This window comes from Candidatus Saccharibacteria bacterium (assembly GCA_016789455.1).
Classification (GTDB): Bacteria; Patescibacteriota; Saccharimonadia; order Saccharimonadales; family Saccharimonadaceae; genus CAIJKY01.
Genome location: JAEUQU010000002.1, coordinates 527,882 through 546,206, shown reverse-complemented (window position 1 = coordinate 546,206; position 18,325 = coordinate 527,882). Strand labels below are relative to the sequence as shown.

The following is an 18,325-nucleotide window of genomic DNA, read 5'->3' as shown; positions in this document are numbered from 1 at the left end:
GCCGAAGGGCCGGGCCGGAGGTGATCCTCCGACGGGCTCTCTTCGGGCGGGCTGTTGATAGCCTGCCGATGGACTCAGGCGTGAGTGCCGTCGTCCGTGCGCTCCTGCTTGGCGGCCGGGAAGATGCGGCTGGCCGACAGGGCCACCAGCGCACCCAGCAGCGTCAGGCCCACGCTCGGGTAGTACCACCCGGGCAGCGCCGTCAGCTGGCCGATACCGCCGATGACCGACCCGACCGCCACCATCGAGACGCCCGCGATGACGCTCAGGTCACGCGCGAGGTTCGCGATGTACGGGCGGCTCTGCGCGAGCCCGGCCCAGCAGACGTAGCGCGCCGGGTCGAGCCGGCGCAGCACCTGCAGGTAGCGGGTCTTGAGTTCACTGGCCGGCAGCTCGGTGGCCATGAAGTAGATCACGCCACTTCCCATGCCGACGGCCAGCAGGACGGACAACGGCACCTCCTGCTTGAGGGTCGAGACCGCGCCGATCGCCACCAGCAGGAAGCCGAACAGGGTGATGATGGCCGCGAAGGTCCACTCGATGGCGCGGAGCGTCAGCCGGGTGGTGTCGTAGACGGTCAGGGCGGCGTCCTGAAGGGCAGCCTTGTTGATGAGCACGTAACTCTCCGATCGTTGTAGGGCGAAGGGCTATCTATATAATTATAGCACAAGCACAATGAAATGTCAATACGTATGTACATCATATACGAAAAGAGCCCGCCGAGGAGCCGCGGTCAGGATGCTCCTGGCGGACTCTTTTCGGCAGGCTCATGCCCACGGGTAGTTCAGCGGCGCGCGGCCATCCCCAGCCGCCGGCGCAGCCCACGGCGGAAGGACCGCTTGGCTTCACCGTCCGGCATCTCGATCAGCAGGACGATGAGCAACAGCAGCCCGAAGCCGCAGAAGAACGGCAGCGCCGCCCGGTAGTTCATCAGCGTGGGCAGCAGCGGGCTGATCGCGCCGACGATGATGCTGACGACGCTGAGTGCCACCACCAGTCCCCAGATGGTCCAGCGGATGATGGTCATGTCGTCGTGGCGGGCGGGACGCGCGGAAGTGCGGGGGTCCATCATGACTCCTGACTCGTGAACGGCGTGTACGGTATTATTATACAACGAAGTTTATTTTTTGCAATACCGGTAGTTGTATTGTCCTGTGGGGTGAGTAGCGTGCAGTTTCAACTATAGAGATTATGCAGCCCGGCTGCCCGCGAAGCGCTCCTGATAGATGCGCATGACGTCTGCTGCCGGTTCGATATCAACGCCCTGTGGAATGTCGAACAGCCCCACGCGGTGCAGTGCTGCGGCATCCTGCAGTGCGAATGAACCGCCGGCGATGATGACGGCTGCCCGTTGATCTTCGCCCAGGTCTTCGAGCGCCTGCATGATCAGGTCCTGTTCGATGTAGTCGAGCGGCTGTGACTCGTGGCCGCTGCCGCGGTGCAGGCGCAGGACGCGGTCGGCCGCCTGATCCATCAGGGAGTATACTTTTTCGGGCTTGAGAGAGACGCCGTCAAACGCTTCGTCGGGGTTGACGCCGGCAGCTTCGACCGCCGAGTTGAAGAAGGCGCGGACCTGCTGGTGGATGGTGCCGCCCGCCTCTTTGACCTGCAGCGCCCGCAGGTAGTGAGGGTTGGCCGGACGATCACGGCCCAGCATGGCCTGGAAGGTTTTTTCCTGGTAAATGCCCCCGGCCTCACGCATCGTTACGTAGCGGCGGCCCTTGATACGGGCCAGTGGCAACTCCTTTGCCAGCGCATCGTCGTACTCATTCTGTAAGACATGGGTCAGCTCGTGGGCGGCGACGACCAGGGCGCCGGCCGGCGCCACCTGGGACAGGGTACGTTTGAAGCTGTCGGGTACCATGACGACTTTCTTGGCACCGTTGACTGAAAGATTATCTTTCTTGGGATGGACGACCACCTGCCACTTGCCGTCTTCGGCTGGGCCGTCACGTTCGTCGACTTCATCCCAGCTGGCGGTATGTTCGCTCAATAGTCCCCACTCTTCCAGCACGGCCGTTGAGAGCTCGGCTACCTGGTCGGCGGTCCATTCGGTGGTGTCGAGTTGTTCCAGGGTGCGGGCATCGATGACCGGTTCGGGAAGCTCTTGGCTGCCGGTGTCCAGATTCTCCACATGCTCCAGTAGCACTTGGCTGATCGGCGTAGGGCCGTTTTCTGAAACGCTGGCACCGTTGCGGATGTAGTCCAGCCGTCGCATGTATGTGGCTTTTTCAAGCCGTTCTTCTTTCACGGCCTTGTGGACGATGACAACGGTCTGGGCTACCTCGGCAAGGCGGTCGCTCCATGTTTCGGTCTGCTCAGTAGTTTCGCTGCGGTCAAGCTGCCGGGCCAGGTTGTAGGCGCTCGGGTAGAGGTCGGCCAGCATGGCATTGATCCGGCCCATGTGGACATTGATCAGCGTCAGCTTGGCTTCTTTGAGACCAGATTCGGGCAGTTCCTTGGTCTGGCGGTAGAGTGTGCGGTAATAGCTGCGGAAACTCTGCAGGTCGCCAAGTTTGGCAAGGATCTTGTCGGGATCGTAATTGACATTGACGATGCGGCCATCTGTCTTTTCGAGGTCGGCTTCGGGGTCGTCAAGCAGCCGGTCGGCTAGCTCGGCCCGGCGCCAGCGTACTGAACGGTTGGCGATCTGCTTGCGCTCAGTCGGTTTCATGGCCGCTTTGACGGCATCAAGGTCGCTCACGGCAGCGATGATCTGCTCGTCGTCGGCATCGGGACCCAGACCGAGCCGTACCAGATCGTTCTGGCCCTCGGGCGTGCGGAAATATGGCAGGTAAAAAGCTTGTTCGCCAGCAAGGACACTGGCCTTGTAAACCGCCTCCAGGCTGCGGGAGGATTCACAGGTGACGTCGTCGGCCTCACCTTTGACCAAGCCGTGGGCGAAGGCGACGGCTTCGGCGCGCTCCTCGCCATCAAGGACGACTTCGGGCTCACGCAGCAATGTCTCCACGTGGCTACGGGCATAGTCACCGTTGCGTTCGGTATAGGGCCAAAGGGATTCTGGAGCGGTTGTTTTTTTCATTGCAGTACCGTACCATAAATTTAATAAAAAGTCCATGCAAAAAGGCTGCGGCGAGAACTTAAAAACAATTCAACGCACATGGAAACACCCTTGCACACACGCGGCATGCAAGGGTGGTGCGGTCCTGCTCAGGGTCGTGTCCGAGGCAGGATAGCCTCCCTCTCCGCACCCCTTGTCCGCATAGGCGGACGTTGCGATCATGAGTATCTGCTGCTTCGACATCAGAACCTCCATGTACGACATGCGTGATGGGTAACAACAGTCTAATAAAAAAGAGCCTCGGAGTCGAGGCTCTTTACGTTCATGCTGAAACTAGACTTTTTTGACCTGCAACGCGTCCAACTCAACCGGCGTATCCCGCCCGAACATGGATACCAGTACCTTGATCTTACCCTTCTGGGTGTCGATCTCATTGATGGCGCCATCAAAGCCCTTGAACGGACCGTCGACGATGTTGACCACTTCCCCGACCTTGTAGTTGATGTTGTGCTTGGGGTCGCTGACGCCCATGCGCTTCTTGATCTTGGTCATTTCGTCTTCTGAGACGGGGGTGGGCTCGGTGCCGCTGCCGACGAAGCCGGTGACACCGGGGGTGTTGCGGATGATGTACCAGGCGTCTTCGGTCATCTTCATGTCGACCAGGACGTAGCCCTGGAAAATCTTCTTTTCGACGACGCGGCGCTTGCCGTTCTTAATCTCGATCTGCTTTTCCTTGGGAACCATGACGTCAAAGATCTTGTCGCCCATGTCGACGGTGTCCTTGCGCTGGCGGATGCTCTCAGCCACCTTCTCTTCATAGCCGGAATAAGTGTGGACGGCGTACCAGAGACGGGTGGAGTCGTAACGGTTTGAACTCATATGATTTTCTCCTTAAAACTACCGTTAAAGAATGATTTGTTTAAATAACAGGTCGAAGACGTAGTCGATGGCCACGATGAACAGCATCAGTGCGGTCGTGAAGACGATGACCGCCAGGGTCAGGCTCCAGGTGGCGCGGCGGGTCGGCCACTTGGTCTGGCGCAGCTCGCTCCAGGCACCGGCGAAGTAGGCGCCGATGGCCCGCAGCCAGCGTGGTGCGCCCAGGCGGCGCTTGCCGCGGGGCTTCTTGCCGGCGACGATCTTTTCGTTCTTGATCCTGGCTGGCTTCTCTGTCTTGACCACCTTGGCTTCCTTGGCTGCCTTGGCATCCTTGGACGACTTGGTCGTGCTGACTTCCTTTACCTCATTGTTGCTGCCGACTGATACGCGCGAAACGATCTTTACGCCGTCATCTTCTGATTGCTTCTTGGCCACTGCTAATGCCTCTCATTCTGGAAAATAAAAAACCCTAATCTTGTAGGGCTGCTGCTGTCAATACTATACCGTTTATAGCGGTTCGTCAATCTGCTTCTCATTGTTGGCCCAACCGCACGCGGAAGCTGAAGCGCGAGCCGTGGTTGAGCCGGCTGGTGACCTCGATGCGGGTGCCGATCTTGCCCGCCAGCTTGTGGACGACGTACAGGCCCAGACCCGTGCCGCTGGTCTCGCGGGTGCGGTAGTCCTCGGCGCGGTAGAACTTTTGGAAAATCTTGTCGATGTCGGTCTTGCCGATGCCGATGCCGGTATCGCTGACGGCGAATTCGAGCTGGTCGCCCGTCACATGGGCGTGGATGGTCACCGAGCCGGCCTGGGTGTATTTGATGGCGTTGGTGACGAAATTCTGCAGGATTTCTTCCAGGTAGAGGCGGTGTTGCAGGATGGTTGGCAGCTGGGCGTCGACGTCGAGGTGCAGGTCCAGGCCTTTCTTGACGGCCTCGGGCTGGTATTTGTCATACAGCTGGCGCACCAGCTCCTGCACGGGAATCTGGGTCTGCTGGTCGCTGATGCCACGTTCGGCGCGCGACAAAGTGCTGAGGTCGTTCATCATCGAGGCCAGGAACAGCACCTGGTCGTGGGCGATGACGGCGGATTTTTTGAGGATATCCGGTGTGGCGCCGCGGTCTTGCAGGACGATAAGGTTGCTGATGCTGCCCTCGGCGATGGTAATGGGGGTGCGTAGTTCGTGGCTGACGACGCTGATGAATTCATCGCGCTCTTCCTCGAGTGATTTCTCACGGGTGATATCGCGGAAGATGACCAAATAACCTGGTTCGCTGCTTGTGTGATAGGCGGCGCGGATGGGTGTGATCTGCAGGCTGAGGCGGATATTGTCGGTCTCGTTGAAGTGGTGGGTCAGGTCGGTGCGGACGGTCGGTGCTTTGATGTCGTGGAGGATTTCTGCCAGGGACACCGGAGTCTCCTTCTCATCGGTCAGCGTGAAGACGCCTTTGATGTTCTTGCCTATAAAGCTTTGGTTTGTGTCGAGAATGGACAATACGGCAGAGTTCTGCAGCCGGATGATGCCTGCAGGGTCGGTGGCGATGACGCCTTCGCTCATGCTGTTGACGAGGATGCGCAGGCGGTCGCGCTCCAACTCCTGGGCGGTGCGGCTCTTGATGACTGATTCATGGGCGATGGCCGCTCCAGAGATAAGATTTGAGAGGATGTAAGCGGTTGATGAGACGCCGATAAGGCCGATGATGATGCTGGCGTAGTAGGTCAGGTCGGCCTGCATCAGGTAATTTTGGATGGCGATGTCCAAAAAGGCGGTCAGTAGTATCGCCAGATAACTTGCCAGGAAGCCGCCACGCCCGTGGTTGATATAGGCCAGTATCAGCAGGCCGACCCAGAATATCAGTACCAGCGAATCAAAGCCGGTGATGGCAAGTAAGGTACCGGCCAGCAGGATATGGAACACGACGCTGAAGAATGCCTGCACCCGTGCCGATGGCTCCAAAAAGACGCTGCGGAAGATGACGGTGATAATCAGCACGGCGATGACCGCGATGATGAAGATGCCTGAGTAGCGGGCGCTGCGGATGATGCCTGTCGGAATCAGTGCCAGCGCCAGTGATAGTAACAGCGGCAGGACGATTTCCAGCTTGTTGACCAGCTGAATAGTGCTCAGGAAATAAGGGTGTCGCTCAGAAGAAAGCATCAGCGTTATTATGGCACAGTGGTCGGACTGTGACCAGCGGGGCTTCCCATTAGTTTTGCGGGCTGTACTTGGCGAGTGTCTTCTTGCGTTCGGCGTAATCCGGCAGGCAGCGCCTGACAATGCCCCAGAAGGCCGGACTATGGTTCATCTGACGGGTATGGGCCAGCTCGTGGATAAGGACGTAATCAATCAGGTCGTACGGCAGGGACATCAGCCAGATGTTAAGGCTTATAGTGCCGCTGGTGCTGCAGCTGCCCCAGCGGCCGTTGGCGGTAGAGTAACGGAGGCGCTCAAAGCTGAAGCCGTATTCACGGGCGAAGCCGTGGATGCGCTCTGGCAGGTATTGCATGGCCTCAGCCTTGAGGGCTTTTTTAATCGCCTTGTGGATGTGCTCCTGCAGGTCGCTGCGGCTGGTGCCGCGCGGGTAGCGGACACTGATGACGCCCTGGCGAGCGAAGGTTTTGACTGTGCTGATACGCTCATCTGGAATGATTTCCAAAATGTGACGCTCACTGATGCGGCTGCCGTGCTGCCAGGCAGGTGCGCGCTCGGTCTGTTGCTCTAGCAGGTCACGGATCTTCAGGCGGGCGTTGTTAATCAACGAGAGAATATCGCGCTTGAGGGCGCGTTTGGGCGCGGTCACAACCAGCTCACCTGCCGGCGTCGGGCGGACACGGAGATATTTGGCGGTGGCGATGCGTTTGACCTGGATGGTGCCGAATTCGGCATCAGTAATAGACTCTGGGCTGGGCATGGTTCCTTGTGGAAGCGTGAAATTTTAATGCTGTCGAACGAAATCAGCCGATGTTGATGCGGCGGGTCGGCACCGGGCGGCTGACCGGCCTGTGCATGCGGCGGCTCAGGCCGGGTTGTGGCTCGGCGGCGGGCTTGGGTGCTGACGGTTTGGTGGCTGGAGCGGCAGGCTTGGCGGAATCGTGCGGGTCATTGATTTTGAAACTGGTGGCAAGGCCGGGCGCCGGAACGGCGATGATCGGGGTGGCGGATTTTTTGGCAGCGCTGAACTTTGACGGTTCTGCGGCTGGCGCGGCCTTGGCGGGAGGTGGTGCGGCAACCGTCGCAGACTTGGCGACGGCGGCCGCCACCGGCGCGGGCCGGTTGGGCATCAGCTTGCGGACGACGGCATTATGCTGGGCCGGGAAGGTGTGCTTGCCGCTGACCACCACGTAGCGTTCGCCGGTGGGTGCGTTGAACGTCTTGACGGCGTCTATGAAACGGTGCTCGTCTGTCGGCTTTCCCTGCTCCTGGCGGGCGCGCTTGACGCGCTGGCGGGCACTTGGCTCATCGACCTGCACCCAGACCAGCAGCGTCTGGTAGCGGTGGTGGTTGGCCAGGCGCTGCAGCTGCATGCGCTCGATTTTGCTGTTGCCATGGGCGGTGTCGATGATGAACGACTTCCCCGTCTTGGCCAGCTGGGCGGCAAAGTGATTGGCAATCTTGGCATGGGTCGGTACGTCATGGTAGATGAGAGGGGCGGCATCCGGCAAAGCTTCGGCGATCGGCTCGACCGTCACCACGGGCAGGCCATACTGCCGCGCGAACTGCCCGGCAAAGTGACTTTTGCCGGCGCCAGGAATCCCTACCATAATGAACATAGTCGGCGTCGATACGGGAAGCGGTTTCATACTGGTTCCTATTGTACCATCCCGTTGGCCATTGGGGTTGTGTTTTTCACGGGATATGTAAAAAGAATTATTCAACTCCTGTGATAGCATAAGGATGATGAAACAATATCTCGAACTACTCCAGGATATCTCCGAAAACGGCACCTACCGTGAGGACCGCACCGGCACCGGCACAAAGAGTGTCTTTGGACGGCAGATGCGGTTCGACCTGGCTGAGGGGTTTCCGGCTGTGACGACCAAGAAGCTGTTTTTGCGCGGCATCATCCACGAGCTGCTATGGTTCCTGAGCGGCAGTACCAATATCAAGTACCTGGTTGATAACGAGGTGCACATTTGGGATGAGTGGCCGTACCGGGCGTACCTGAAAGCAAGTGGTATGCAGGTGCCAGCCAGCGACAGTGACGAATGGCGCCAGGGCCTGCAAGCCTTTATCGGGCGCATCAAAGAGGACGACGCTTTTGCCGCAAAGTATGGCGAGCTGGGGCCCGTCTACGGCTATCAGTGGCGGCACTGGCCGGATGGCAACGGCGGCGAAATCGATCAAATCCAGCGCGTCGTCGACATGATAAAGCATGACCCCGGCTCGCGCCGCATCATCGTCTCTGCCTGGAACGTGGCGGAGATTGATGAGATGGCCAGGGCCGGCCTGCCGCCCTGTCACTCACTGTTCCAATTTTATGTGAACGGCGACCGGCTGGACTGCCAACTTTACCAGCGCAGCGCTGATTTCTTTTTGGGCGTCCCCTTCAATATTGCCTCCTATGCCCTGCTGAACATGATGATGGCCCAGGTGACCGGCCTGAAGCCGGGCATGTTCGTGCATACCTTCGGTGACGCACATATCTATAAGAATCATGAAGAGCAGGTGGCGGAGCAGCTGTCGCGCCAGCCGCGTGCGCTGCCGACCTTGCATCTGAACCCGGCTGTTACTTCTATCTTTGATTTCACATATGAAGATTTCACGCTTGAGGGCTACGACCCGTGCCCGGCTATAAAGGCACCTATCGCCGTATGAATGAACAAGGCCGCAGCATTGCCATTATCGTCGCCGTTGCCGAGAACGGTGCCATTGGCAGCGAGGGCGGCATGCCGGCTTGGCGTCTGCCTGATGATCTGGCCCGTTTTAAAGTGCTGACCATGGGCGAGGCGATCGTCATGGGGCGCAAGACCTTCGAATCCATCGGCAGCAAACCGCTGCCCGGCCGGCGCAATATTGTCGTGACGCGTCAGCTGGACTTCGCTGCCCCCGGCTGCGATGTCGTCCATTCGCTGCATGAGGCCTTGGCGCTGACGGCTGCCGATTCACGCGTCTGGATTATCGGCGGCGGCCAGCTGTTTGAAGAAGCCATGCCCCAGGTTGACCGCATGGAGGTGACGCTGGTGCACGCCGCACCCAAAGGCGATACCTTCTTTACGTATAACCCTGGCGAATGGCACGAAGTCTTTCACGAGCGGCATGAGGCGGATGAGCGTCACAGTGAGGCCTTTGATTTCATCTCGCTTGTCCGCCCTATTGCCAAACGATAGTGACAATGCTGAAATAAATGTATTATCGGTAATCGAGGCCGATACGAGACCATAGGAGCAGTATGAACGACCCGCCCACCCCGGACTGGCGGCCCCTGGTAATGCTGGCCTGGAGCATCACCGCTGACGCCAAGGACGGCAAGGATGGCAGCGGAGTGATCGCCACGCTCGAGAGCAAGGGCATCCGCGGAGCCGACCTGGCCTTCCGCCGCCGGGCGCTTCGCAACCTGAGCGAACACACCTGGCAGGGCAACCTGGCGCTGCTCTACATGCTGGCGTTCGGGCTGGTGCCCGATGCTCTGCTTGCGCAGCTGTGGCGGGTTATCGGCTGCGATGACGAGGGCCTTGCCGACAAGACCGCCGCAGAGCTGTTCGCCCAGGCCGTCGCAGGCGGCGCCGACCAGGACCGCACCATCGAGCTCAGGTGGTGGGAGGGCGTCCAGCTCATCATCACATTGGACCACTCGCGTCGCCGCCGGATCCTCAACCAGCTGCTCCGCGAGCTGAGTCCGGCGGCGCAGTGAGCTGCTCCGCCCGTCTTAAACGCACCCCGGGCTGCGCCCTGCAGCGTGGCCCGGGGTGCCACTTCTCATATCCACGTCATCTGGTATACTAATACCGTCGCGCATAGGGGTATAGCTCAGTTGGTAGAGCACCGGTCTCCAAAACCGGGTGTCGTAGGTTCGAGTCCTGCTACCCCTGCCAAGAAAATAGGACAAGCCTTCAAGCTTGTCCTATTTTCTTGCCCCTGGACCGCAGTATTCGAACCTGCGACGAGTTCGCGTAGCGAATGTCGTAGGTTCGGCGGAGCGCAGTGCAGACGGGAAAGCACGAAGTATTTTCCCGGCAAGCAAGCGGAGGAGCTTGGGCGTAGTGAAGCGATGTCCTGCGGGGAGGATTAGTGCGGCCCAAACCGAGAGATAAAACTGCCGTAACTGCCAATAAAGTAAGCTCCAAAATTACAAATGGCCGGCTCCGGGAGATCTTCCCAGAACCGGCCAGCATGGCCCGGCAGTCACATCAGGCGTGACCGCCGGGCCGCAGGGTCATGCCCCGTTCCGGCGGGTCTGGACCTGCCGGAACTACGCCACCCGGGTGTCCGTGACAGGCCCGCGCCAGTAGAACGGAGACCCATCGGCACCCATCGCGCCCCGACCGCTCATGACGCGCTCGACGCGTGCGGCTTCGTGCCTGGCGATCGAACTCACGATGTCGCCGTCGGCCTCGGCGCGCGCGACATCGCCGCGCAGGTCGGCCCTGGCTTCTGCGAGCTGCCTCTCGCGGCCGATCGCCGCCAGTTGGTCCCTGAGCTCTTCCGCCGCCGCCTGTCGTTTGGCGGCCAGAATCGTGACGAGCGCGGGGGCCATCTCGGTCGTGATCTCCGCCTCGCGCACCCTGCTTGCCAGCTGAGCCTCGGTCTCGATCAGACCGGCCCTGATGTCGGCTTCCACCTCCTTGGCCCGCACGATCCGGCTGTATGCCGGCGTCTTGCTGGTCACGGCAGCGATCACCGCCATCAGGTCGATGGCCACCAGTAGGGCCTCCAGAGCCCAGGCGAACACATCGACGGCCCACGACTTCTCGCGCAGGTCATCCAGCGCCTCCCAGCGGGCGATCAGCCCCTGGTCGGCCAGCTGGCGCTCCATCGCCGCCGACTTGTCTGCGGCAACGCTGCTCTCGATCCGCGCGAGGGTCGCCCGCGCGGCCTCCATTTCCGGGCCAAGGCGCGCCTGCGAGGCACGCTCTGCTGCCTGCGCAAGGGCAAGCTCACTCTCGGCAGCCCTGAGTTGGCTCTGGGCCACTTCTGCTTCGTCGCCAAAACCTCGGTCGCCCGTGGTCCCCTCGCAGTCGCCAGGATCGTTGATTCCGCCGACCTCGCACCGCAGCGTGATGTTCGCGGCGTTTACCTTCTGCAGCAGCTCCTCCGTCTTGGCGGCTGCCGCGTCGAGCTCCTTCTGGCCGTTAGCCAGGGTCGTCTCGGCCGCAGTCTTGTCGGCCTCGTACTGCGGCCCGACTACGTTTTCCGCGTAGTCCTGCGCAGCCTCCACCTGGTTCCGCACCATCTGTGGCACGATATCCTGGTGGAAGACGGCGATCAGGATGAACTGCGCGCAGACGTAGGCTGCGAGCAGACTGACGCAGCCCCGGATCAACAGCAGGCGTATCCGTTGTTTCGTGTCGGCGCCGACCAGGGACGTCAGCAGGCTGACGTCGAGGACGAGTACCACCACGGCCCAGATGACGCCCACAGGGACGCCGAGCCAGACAGTGAGGGCGATGACCGCCCCTGCAATGGTGAAGGCGGCAAACGCGAAGAGCGCCGGCACCAGTGCTGACAATCCGCGTGCGACGAACTCATTCTTATCACTGGGGGCTTCTTCGAGGAGCTCCAGGTCGGCACCCCCGAGCATCATCAGCAGCTCGCGGATGGAGTACCGAGGCCTCCAAGATCTCCAGGACCTTCTGGGCTTCGTCGTCTCCTCTGCTTGTACTGGCGCTTCCTGCCGGATTTCCGGGTCGTCCGTTGCCTCTGTCTGGTCTCTCTCTTGGACCAGTGGCTCGGTTACTGTCAACGTATTCTCCTGATGTGAGGTTTGAATGCTTGACCTGTGTAGTATTTATACTACAAAATACAGAAAAAGCAAGTATTTACGCCTCTTAAGAATGGCTTTCCGCACGTATCGCATCGATGATGCCGGTAGTTGAAATCTTATCTGCAGATAATCCACATGGGCAACATGTAGCAGGTCAAAGACGCCACCCGCCAGCACGATGCGTGCCTGCGGATGTTGCTGGCGGATCAATTGCAACTGGTCGAAGCTCACATACATGCAGGTGACTATAACAATCTGGCTGGAATATGCGCTTTGTTCCAGATAATCTTTGTAAAATTGTCAGCAAGCCATTGTGATAATGCTAAGCAATATAATGCGAACTATCATTAACAGGCGGAACTACGCAATGAAACGTAGAAAAACTACAAAGAAGCAAGCGGTCCTTAAAAAGAAACAACCTGTCATCAAAAAGAATTGGCTTATCGCAGCCGGCGTCGCTATCTTTGTAGCATTAGGACTCTTGACCCTGCACTTGGCCAACGCAGCTGCTAACAAGACTGGAGCCATCAGGCATTCAAGTGGCCGCTGCCTGGACAACTCATTCTCAAGAGTAGTCAACGGTAACAACTTCCATCTTTGGGACTGCAACGGTTCTGCAGCCCAGAAAGTGACGATGAAGTCCGTGGGCAACTCCAGCTATAACCTGGTCGTACAGGGCCGCTGTGTCGAAGGGTACGTCCCCAACGCAACGGAGAAGGACAACTTGTCTGTCAAACTCCGCACCTGCGACAACAGAACTTCGATGAAGTGGAAGAAAGGGACGAATGGGTCGCTTGTTAACCAGAGGACCAAATTCTGCTTAGTGCCGAAGTTCGGTGGCACGAAGAACGGCACGCTGCTGGTTGTCAGCTACTGTAACAAGTCGAACTCGCAGAAGTGGTCGACGCCGTAAGGCTATAGGTCCTTCGGGATTGTCGCACACCCGCAAGAAGCGGTAGTATAGTGTAATGCAAGACATATATAAGTCAGCCGGCATCATCATAGTCGACCGCAAGCTCCTCTTTACTCGTGCTCATGATATGGCATTCTTCATCAACCCGGGCGGCAAGATCGAAGCAGGCGAAACCGCCAGGCAAGCCCTGGTCCGCGAGCTCAAAGAAGAACTGTCAATTGATGTCGACGAGGCCGACCTTGAACCGTATGGCGAGTATACCGCTGAAGCTGCCAATCATAAGGGAAAGACCGTGCATATGCAGGCCTTCATCGTTAAGAAATGGCGTGGCGACATTACCCCGAGTGCAGAAATAGCTGAAATACGCTGGCTCGACTCAAGCGTGCCTGATGATATCAAAGTGGGCTCGATCTTTGGCGGTAAAGTGCTGCGGAGCCTGCACGAGGCGGGCTTGGTAGACTAATGCCCGTATTCAAGCTCAACAAACTGGTCCGAGACAAAATCGTCGATCACCAATATGATATTGGTGCCATCCCGACCTGCCGTCGTCTCAGTCCGGATGAGCTCCGGCGCGAACTGATACAGAAACTGACCGAAGAGGCCGCAGAGCTTGAACAAGCCTCGTAGCTGATCGTGCCGAGGAGCTGGCCGACCTGCAACAGATCATTGATGACCTGCGTGAATCGTACGGCATCCCCACCGAGGCGGTGGCCGCCGCACAAGCTGACAAGAACCAGAAGAACGGCGCCTACAATCAAGGCCTGTTCATGGAAACGCTTGCAATCGATGAAGACAACAGCTGGACGGCGTATTACCGCAAAGATCCGGTAAAATATCCAGAAATCGGTTGAGGTACTAGGGCTGGTCCGGCAGTGCTGCGACAACGATTCCAAACACTACGAACCCACCTAGTATCAGCAGTAGCAACACGCCCGGGCTCAACCGCAGCGGCCCGATCTTCGTCACCGCACCCTGCCATTGCGTCACTTCCAGACGGTCGTACGGCGGATTGTTCGGCTGATAATCCCAGCTTTCCAGCAGCCGCTTCAGGTATGTCAGCTGAGTCTCGAGGATGCCAAGCGCCTGCTCCATGATGTGCGGTGAATATATCGAATCCTTCGTCACGAAGTACATATCAGTGCCTAAGAATTCAACATCGAACATCGCCGACGAGTCCATTAGCTGCTGCATGAAGTTGGGCGCCAGCAGCGTCAGGGTGTTTATTTGCAGTCCGCGCGGCGCGTAAAGGTCAAAGTAGTCTGCAAAGGCCCCTTCCAGGCCTAGTTTCTGATCGGTTTTGAACGAAGTCGGCATGGTACTGACGGCAGACTTGTCATTCTTGTTGGATTCAAGCACGATCTGCGGGAATACTTTTGGCAGCGACACCCGGACGATACTTCTGCGGGCGAGGTTGAGATTCTCGGCATTGCTCTGCTGCGTCGAGGCGGCCGTATAGGCCAGCAGCATCGTTACCGGAAACCCAAAGAGCTGCCCCTGCACCTCATGCGCGAATACCGGCATGGTCGTGTTGAGGGTTGGCCCGAGCCAAGCCGGCGGTACGTCGCCGGTCTGGGGTACGACGGTCTTTTGGTACGTCATGCCATTGTCCGTGGCGAACTGCAGTATTGATTGGCTGTCGGTCTCGCTTACCTGCACGGTGCCCTCGTAAACGCTTTGGGTGCCCGGCGTAGAAAATAACCTTTGCGGGTCATCAAGGGTAGGGACGACATCCTCGGGCCAGCGCCCGGCCAGCGGTTGTAAGGCGGCTGTATTCATCAGTGATATTGTCCGTATAGAGAATGGCGAGTGTGGCTGTTGTCATCCACCGGTAAAGGAGCAATCATCAGTTGTCGTAGCTGGTTATTACACCCGAGCTGTTGCAAGTGTTTTTTGTTGGAAGCGTGGTGCTAATTATACTGCTGGCCCATGTGGCGTCTCCAGTATCTAAGCACGCGTAGTCATTAATTCCGATGTCTATGGCAGCCCAGTCGTCGTGGTCGCCATTTGCCACACCATTACTTCCATGAGAGTATTTAATGTCGCTGGATATATTCTCATAAACATTGTAATTCATGATACTTGGGTAAATGCTCTCGGTCACTGCTGTCGATTCCACTGATACAGAGATGCAGCTTCCGCTCTGAAAGTTATATTGTAATTCACTACTTAGACACAAATTGTGCCCCCATTCATGCATCAGTGCCTTGCCAACCTGTTTATTGTAAGTCGCTGTATTAATGGTCTGCGGATATTTTGCCCAATATATTTCCTTAGTACCGATAAGTGAATCGTCATCCCCTGCCCATGCGAGTCCCGCCCTGTCATTAAGCAGTCCGTCAGCTATTAAAGTATAACGCCAGGTTCTGTAGCGGTTATCGATATCAAAGTTGCTAGAACTTGATGTCGAACCTAATTTATACTCGTATATGCTTCTCGCATTGTTGTTAGAGGGTGAGGCAGGCTCGGGAAGTATGCTGGTTGTGCCTGCGAATTCAACTGCATTTCCACCTCCATATTCGCCTGCATCAATATGCAAGTTTACTTTATCCTCTTTGTATTTTGATATTAAAGATGACAATGTGGAAGTGTCTGGTTTGGTCGAGTATGGGCTTGAAGGCATCCAGTCAACTTCAATAAACACGTCCTTTTTGGCGGGATCAGGCCAAGTGCATTTATAGACAGCAGTTAAGGTGTCGTAGCCGCAGTAAGTGTCAAACTTACCTGTGTATTTACGCGATTCCCTAAGATCCGACAATCCATCGCCGTCAGAGTCTATACTGTTATCGTAAGTGCCCCATTCAAGTTCTTCAGACGCGATTAGCCCGTCAGCATCTGAATCGGTTAAGTTTTGGGCTGGCTTGAGAGTCGAACGCGCATAGGCGGGCTTAATTGTGCTGTTTTCGATATCTACTATAAACAAGTTGTTGCTGATGGCACATGAAGCTGTTGGACTCGAGACGGTGCATAGTAAGATGTGGGCATGATTGCTATATAAGTTCGACCCAGAAGGCATATTTGCCTGTACATACTGAGTGCCACTGGCTTGGCTTATGGCCGAGGAGGTATAAAGAATCGTAGCGTTTCCGGAAGGGTCAAGCTGTCTATACGTCACCCTTCGGTCATTTGTATTCGCCAGCAATCCCGCTACTGTAGTGACATAGGCATTGCCATCACTATCAACGATGGGATGACTATTTTTTATATCTGGCGGGTTTGTGTCGAAAATACTACTTATTTGGTTAAGATCTTTATCGTATAAGACGGTGCCGGTTGAACTATATTTAATAATTCTATCGTCGTAAGCATAGTTTGCATAAGCGCTACCTTTTCCCCCGACCGTAATCACTCCACCATCGGGCGCGATTGATATGCTTTGCGGCTGGTAGTTGCAATCATCGCTAGGGATTAGACTAATACCACTTGCCGATATGTGACCAATTTCAGTTTCGCCCGCACAGGTAGTGGTCGAGCTCCCGCCGTTGTCGGAGTCGGGATACAACAATACATATCCGGCACCATTGTGGGCAACGGACATACTAACGATACTTTGATTGCTAGCAAAAAATGCATCTTGCTGTGACGTAAGGCTGATTGTATTATTGCTCACTGAATAAAACTTAAGAACTTTTCCGTCGAGAACAGCTACGCCAGATTGTAACGGGAATATATGTTGTATTGCATGGGCGAGTGAGCTGCCGTTGTAGGAGAGCGTGACAGTGTACTTCTCGGCACCTGTATTAGAGTTAACGGCGTAGAGGAGGACGCTTTCGGTGGTGCAATTGCCAGTTGGAAAGCCTATGTAGTACGTAGTATTATTAGGCCCAACGGTCGGATAGGCTAAGTCTCTAGGAGAGCCGCAGGCAATATGAGAGTTGCTCCATCTAAGCTGGCCATTATTGTATGCGGCGATCCGATAGTCATTGTAGCTGCCCTTAAGTGCGACTTCTCGGATAAAAAATTTAGAGTCTGTGCCCTGCGTGAAACCGTATGGACTACATGATGCCCCAAACCAGTCTTCATAGCTCTGGCGTGTAGCTTGCACGCCAGGGTACCCTTCTGGCAAAAAAGTAGATACATACTTCAAGCTATTGTTGGAGGAGTCGCAACTTATTGCACTAACCTCGCCGTTTTCATGAGTGCTAATTGATTGACCGACACCTGTGGTTGGAATAGAAAACTGCGTAGCTGCTTTCACTTCATCGGTTTTCTGAGCGGCAATCATCAGTGACACAAAGATACCCAGAATAATTGGCAATAAACGCAACTTCATAGCAGGCTACTCCTTACTTCTATTGTTAAAATAGTAACGTTTAAAAAAGAGTTCGACTAGTCTAGGTTTTTTGCTGAATATATGTTGGTTTAATCATGCTAAAGTGAATTTATGAATAAAAAAACGATTATACTCTGTCTGACGCTTTTTGTAGGAATAATGGCAGTGACCATCATCTACTATTTAGTGCTAAGCAACTTAAGCAAAGTCACGAAGCCTAGCAGTGCAAATGATAAAAGCAGTAGTAATGCCAGCGACGACTCGCCTTCTCAAATAAAGAGCGAAGATGTGCTTCAGCAGGTTGAAAAAGAGGCAAAATTACCCGAGGGGTGGCGTGTAAAATCAGTCGAACAAATACGTCTACACTTAGCTACGCCGGCTGAATGGACCGTTAATTCTTCGGAAGTGCCCAAGTTGGAAGACAAGCCGGTTACCCACCAGATTATAGCTCGCTCACCGTCTCATCCAAAAGATCACGTCGTATTCCTAAAAAGTATGGGTGGAGATTTAACGCAGCAAGTAGTACTATACGAAAAGGGCAATACTGGGGATGACGGCCTGGTCGAAAGCGGGCCGGCGGCATATAGAATGAAAATCTTAACTAAAGACACATTCACGTATGATGACAAGAAGGCCGTAAGATATACTGTGTCACGTAGGCTTTCTAATTCTGCTACGGTCGAACATTTTACTTCCTATCTCATTCAAGGTAAAACATACACATATGCCCTGGATATCAATACGGATATCTATATGGGTAACGATTTAGATATTTTGAAACATTTGTCTATAGAATAGAACCAGTGAAGCAATAGACAATTTATGATAAATATAGTGGTACGCAAGGCTTTGGCTGAGGATGTCGCAATAGTGTGGAAGTTGGGCGAACACATCCCCGAATTCCAGACCAGTGATCAAGCGCCCACGTTCTGGCCAGCATCCATCCTGCAGTCTTGTATTGGTAAGGACGACGTATATTTTTATGTTGCTGTGAGTGGTCAGCAGATAGTCGGCTTCGTTATCGCCAACTGTAACACAAGCCTTAGCAAGGCGCTGATTGAGAATATATATGTCCATCCTGACCATCGTGGCCAAGGCATTGGAACGCGGCTCGCCAAACAGGTAATTGAGAGTGCCAAGGCAGACGGATACCAGTTCATCTCCGTCCTGACGCCGCCGGATGACGCTGCTGCGATTGCGGCTTACAAGAAAGCCGGCTTTGCAGAGGGCGAAACATTCTTGTGGCTTGATGTAGCCTAGTGCGGTTCAGCTACTATGGTAAATATATCTGGATGCGCCATTCGGCGTGGTTGGGCCAC

General features: G+C 56.0%; 20 protein-coding genes and 1 tRNA gene. 10 read left to right on the top strand and 11 right to left on the bottom strand.

The features are described 5' to 3' along the window. Positions 1 to 74: 74 nt before the first annotated feature. The 8 genes from JNJ66_03970 to JNJ66_03935 all read right to left on the bottom strand — a co-directional run bounded on the left by JNJ66_03970 (position 75) and on the right by JNJ66_03935 (position 7,702). The gene (locus JNJ66_03970) at positions 75 to 617 is read right to left on the bottom strand and encodes a hypothetical protein (GenBank protein MBL8159588.1); all 543 of its coding nucleotides are present in this window, start codon (positions 615 to 617) and stop codon (positions 75 to 77) included. Between the two features lie 167 nt (positions 618 to 784). Then, on the bottom strand, positions 785 to 1,114 hold the full coding sequence (locus JNJ66_03965; protein MBL8159587.1) for a hypothetical protein: 330 nt from the start codon (positions 1,112 to 1,114) through the stop codon (positions 785 to 787). Between the two features lie 75 nt (positions 1,115 to 1,189). Further along, a complete protein-coding gene (locus tag JNJ66_03960; GenBank protein MBL8159586.1) occupies positions 1,190 to 3,043 on the bottom strand; it encodes a hypothetical protein in 1,854 nt (617 codons plus the stop codon). Between the two features lie 312 nt (positions 3,044 to 3,355). Next, the gene (gene nusG / locus JNJ66_03955; protein MBL8159585.1) at positions 3,356 to 3,901 is read right to left on the bottom strand and encodes a transcription termination/antitermination protein NusG; all 546 of its coding nucleotides are present in this window, start codon (positions 3,899 to 3,901) and stop codon (positions 3,356 to 3,358) included. A gap of 24 nt (positions 3,902 to 3,925) precedes the next feature. Continuing rightward, entirely contained in the window at positions 3,926 to 4,336 is a 411-nt protein-coding gene (gene secE, locus JNJ66_03950) for a preprotein translocase subunit SecE (protein MBL8159584.1), read from the bottom strand. Between the two features lie 97 nt (positions 4,337 to 4,433). After that, a complete protein-coding gene (locus JNJ66_03945; protein MBL8159583.1) occupies positions 4,434 to 6,059 on the bottom strand; it encodes a hypothetical protein in 1,626 nt (541 codons plus the stop codon). A gap of 49 nt (positions 6,060 to 6,108) precedes the next feature. After that, the gene (locus tag JNJ66_03940) at positions 6,109 to 6,813 is read right to left on the bottom strand and encodes a M48 family metallopeptidase (protein ID MBL8159582.1); all 705 of its coding nucleotides are present in this window, start codon (positions 6,811 to 6,813) and stop codon (positions 6,109 to 6,111) included. Between the two features lie 43 nt (positions 6,814 to 6,856). Next, entirely contained in the window at positions 6,857 to 7,702 is an 846-nt protein-coding gene (locus JNJ66_03935; GenBank protein MBL8159581.1) for an ATP-binding protein, read from the bottom strand. A gap of 97 nt (positions 7,703 to 7,799) precedes the next feature. Here JNJ66_03935 and thyA point away from each other — a divergent pair, with 97 nt between their 5' ends. From thyA to JNJ66_03915, 4 genes are all read left to right on the top strand, one after another. Continuing rightward, positions 7,800 to 8,717, top strand: a complete 918-nt coding sequence (gene thyA, locus JNJ66_03930; protein ID MBL8159580.1) for a thymidylate synthase — start codon at positions 7,800 to 7,802, stop codon at positions 8,715 to 8,717. Continuing rightward, the gene (locus tag JNJ66_03925) at positions 8,714 to 9,229 is read left to right on the top strand and encodes a dihydrofolate reductase (protein MBL8159579.1); all 516 of its coding nucleotides are present in this window, start codon (positions 8,714 to 8,716) and stop codon (positions 9,227 to 9,229) included. The genes thyA and JNJ66_03925 overlap by 4 nt, the downstream gene beginning before the upstream one ends. A 62-nt stretch (positions 9,230 to 9,291) precedes the next feature. Then, a complete protein-coding gene (locus JNJ66_03920) occupies positions 9,292 to 9,753 on the top strand; it encodes a hypothetical protein (GenBank protein MBL8159578.1) in 462 nt (153 codons plus the stop codon). A gap of 105 nt (positions 9,754 to 9,858) precedes the next feature. After that, a tRNA-Trp gene (locus tag JNJ66_03915) sits at positions 9,859 to 9,934 on the top strand. Between the two features lie 377 nt (positions 9,935 to 10,311). Here JNJ66_03915 and JNJ66_03910 read toward each other — a convergent pair. Next, the gene (locus tag JNJ66_03910; protein ID MBL8159577.1) at positions 10,312 to 11,643 is read right to left on the bottom strand and encodes a DUF4407 domain-containing protein; all 1,332 of its coding nucleotides are present in this window, start codon (positions 11,641 to 11,643) and stop codon (positions 10,312 to 10,314) included. 547 nt (positions 11,644 to 12,190) lie between these two features. Between JNJ66_03910 and JNJ66_03905 the strand changes: the two genes are divergently transcribed. From JNJ66_03905 to JNJ66_03890, 4 genes are all read left to right on the top strand, one after another. Beyond that, the gene (locus tag JNJ66_03905) at positions 12,191 to 12,736 is read left to right on the top strand and encodes an RICIN domain-containing protein (protein ID MBL8159576.1); all 546 of its coding nucleotides are present in this window, start codon (positions 12,191 to 12,193) and stop codon (positions 12,734 to 12,736) included. A gap of 55 nt (positions 12,737 to 12,791) precedes the next feature. Beyond that, positions 12,792 to 13,199, top strand: coding sequence for an NUDIX domain-containing protein (locus tag JNJ66_03900; protein MBL8159575.1), 408 nt, complete (start codon positions 12,792 to 12,794; stop codon positions 13,197 to 13,199). Next, complete coding sequence (locus JNJ66_03895) at positions 13,199 to 13,363, top strand: hypothetical protein (protein ID MBL8159574.1); 165 nt, start codon at positions 13,199 to 13,201, stop codon at positions 13,361 to 13,363. Before JNJ66_03900 ends, JNJ66_03895 begins: the two co-directional genes overlap by 1 nt. An 80-nt stretch (positions 13,364 to 13,443) precedes the next feature. Beyond that, the gene (locus JNJ66_03890) at positions 13,444 to 13,587 is read left to right on the top strand and encodes a hypothetical protein (GenBank protein MBL8159573.1); all 144 of its coding nucleotides are present in this window, start codon (positions 13,444 to 13,446) and stop codon (positions 13,585 to 13,587) included. A gap of 4 nt (positions 13,588 to 13,591) precedes the next feature. On the opposite strand, the gene JNJ66_03885 is transcribed toward JNJ66_03890, so the two are convergent. Both JNJ66_03885 and JNJ66_03880 read right to left on the bottom strand, forming a co-directional pair. Further along, positions 13,592 to 14,512 (bottom strand): hypothetical protein, encoded by a 921-nt coding sequence (locus JNJ66_03885; GenBank protein MBL8159572.1) that lies wholly within the window; start codon positions 14,510 to 14,512, stop codon positions 13,592 to 13,594. 67 nt (positions 14,513 to 14,579) lie between these two features. Continuing rightward, positions 14,580 to 17,006 (bottom strand): hypothetical protein, encoded by a 2,427-nt coding sequence (locus JNJ66_03880; GenBank protein ID MBL8159571.1) that lies wholly within the window; start codon positions 17,004 to 17,006, stop codon positions 14,580 to 14,582. A gap of 111 nt (positions 17,007 to 17,117) precedes the next feature. Here JNJ66_03880 and JNJ66_03875 point away from each other — a divergent pair, with 111 nt between their 5' ends. Further along, positions 17,118 to 17,804 carry a hypothetical protein gene (locus JNJ66_03875; protein MBL8159570.1) on the top strand — a complete coding sequence of 229 codons (687 nt, stop codon included), beginning with the start codon at positions 17,118 to 17,120 and terminating at the stop codon, positions 17,802 to 17,804. A 24-nt stretch (positions 17,805 to 17,828) separates the two neighbouring features. Continuing rightward, a complete protein-coding gene (locus tag JNJ66_03870) occupies positions 17,829 to 18,266 on the top strand; it encodes a GNAT family N-acetyltransferase (GenBank protein MBL8159569.1) in 438 nt (145 codons plus the stop codon). Positions 18,267 to 18,325: the final 59 nt, after the last annotated feature.

What these genes read in the sequence shown, in the direction of transcription:
- JNJ66_03925 (MBL8159579.1), top strand. Translation starts at nt 8,714, where the DNA reads ATGAATGAACAAGGCCGCAGCATTGCCATTATCGTCGCCGTTGCCGAG.
- JNJ66_03910 (MBL8159577.1), bottom strand. Translation starts at nt 11,643, where the DNA reads ATGATGCTCGGGGGTGCCGACCTGGAGCTCCTCGAAGAAGCCCCCAGT.
- JNJ66_03875 (MBL8159570.1), top strand. Translation starts at nt 17,118, where the DNA reads ATGAATAAAAAAACGATTATACTCTGTCTGACGCTTTTTGTAGGAATA.
- JNJ66_03935 (MBL8159581.1), bottom strand. Translation starts at nt 7,702, where the DNA reads ATGAAACCGCTTCCCGTATCGACGCCGACTATGTTCATTATGGTAGGG.
- nusG (MBL8159585.1), bottom strand. Translation starts at nt 3,901, where the DNA reads ATGAGTTCAAACCGTTACGACTCCACCCGTCTCTGGTACGCCGTCCAC.
- JNJ66_03880 (MBL8159571.1), bottom strand. Translation starts at nt 17,006, where the DNA reads ATGAAGTTGCGTTTATTGCCAATTATTCTGGGTATCTTTGTGTCACTG.
- JNJ66_03920 (MBL8159578.1), top strand. Translation starts at nt 9,292, where the DNA reads ATGAACGACCCGCCCACCCCGGACTGGCGGCCCCTGGTAATGCTGGCC.
- JNJ66_03945 (MBL8159583.1), bottom strand. Translation starts at nt 6,059, where the DNA reads ATGCTTTCTTCTGAGCGACACCCTTATTTCCTGAGCACTATTCAGCTG.
- JNJ66_03940 (MBL8159582.1), bottom strand. Translation starts at nt 6,813, where the DNA reads ATGCCCAGCCCAGAGTCTATTACTGATGCCGAATTCGGCACCATCCAG.
- JNJ66_03870 (MBL8159569.1), top strand. Translation starts at nt 17,829, where the DNA reads ATGATAAATATAGTGGTACGCAAGGCTTTGGCTGAGGATGTCGCAATA.
- JNJ66_03895 (MBL8159574.1), top strand. Translation starts at nt 13,199, where the DNA reads ATGCCCGTATTCAAGCTCAACAAACTGGTCCGAGACAAAATCGTCGAT.
- JNJ66_03900 (MBL8159575.1), top strand. Translation starts at nt 12,792, where the DNA reads ATGCAAGACATATATAAGTCAGCCGGCATCATCATAGTCGACCGCAAG.
- JNJ66_03960 (MBL8159586.1), bottom strand. Translation starts at nt 3,043, where the DNA reads ATGAAAAAAACAACCGCTCCAGAATCCCTTTGGCCCTATACCGAACGC.
- thyA (MBL8159580.1), top strand. Translation starts at nt 7,800, where the DNA reads ATGAAACAATATCTCGAACTACTCCAGGATATCTCCGAAAACGGCACC.
- JNJ66_03905 (MBL8159576.1), top strand. Translation starts at nt 12,191, where the DNA reads ATGAAACGTAGAAAAACTACAAAGAAGCAAGCGGTCCTTAAAAAGAAA.
- JNJ66_03885 (MBL8159572.1), bottom strand. Translation starts at nt 14,512, where the DNA reads ATGAATACAGCCGCCTTACAACCGCTGGCCGGGCGCTGGCCCGAGGAT.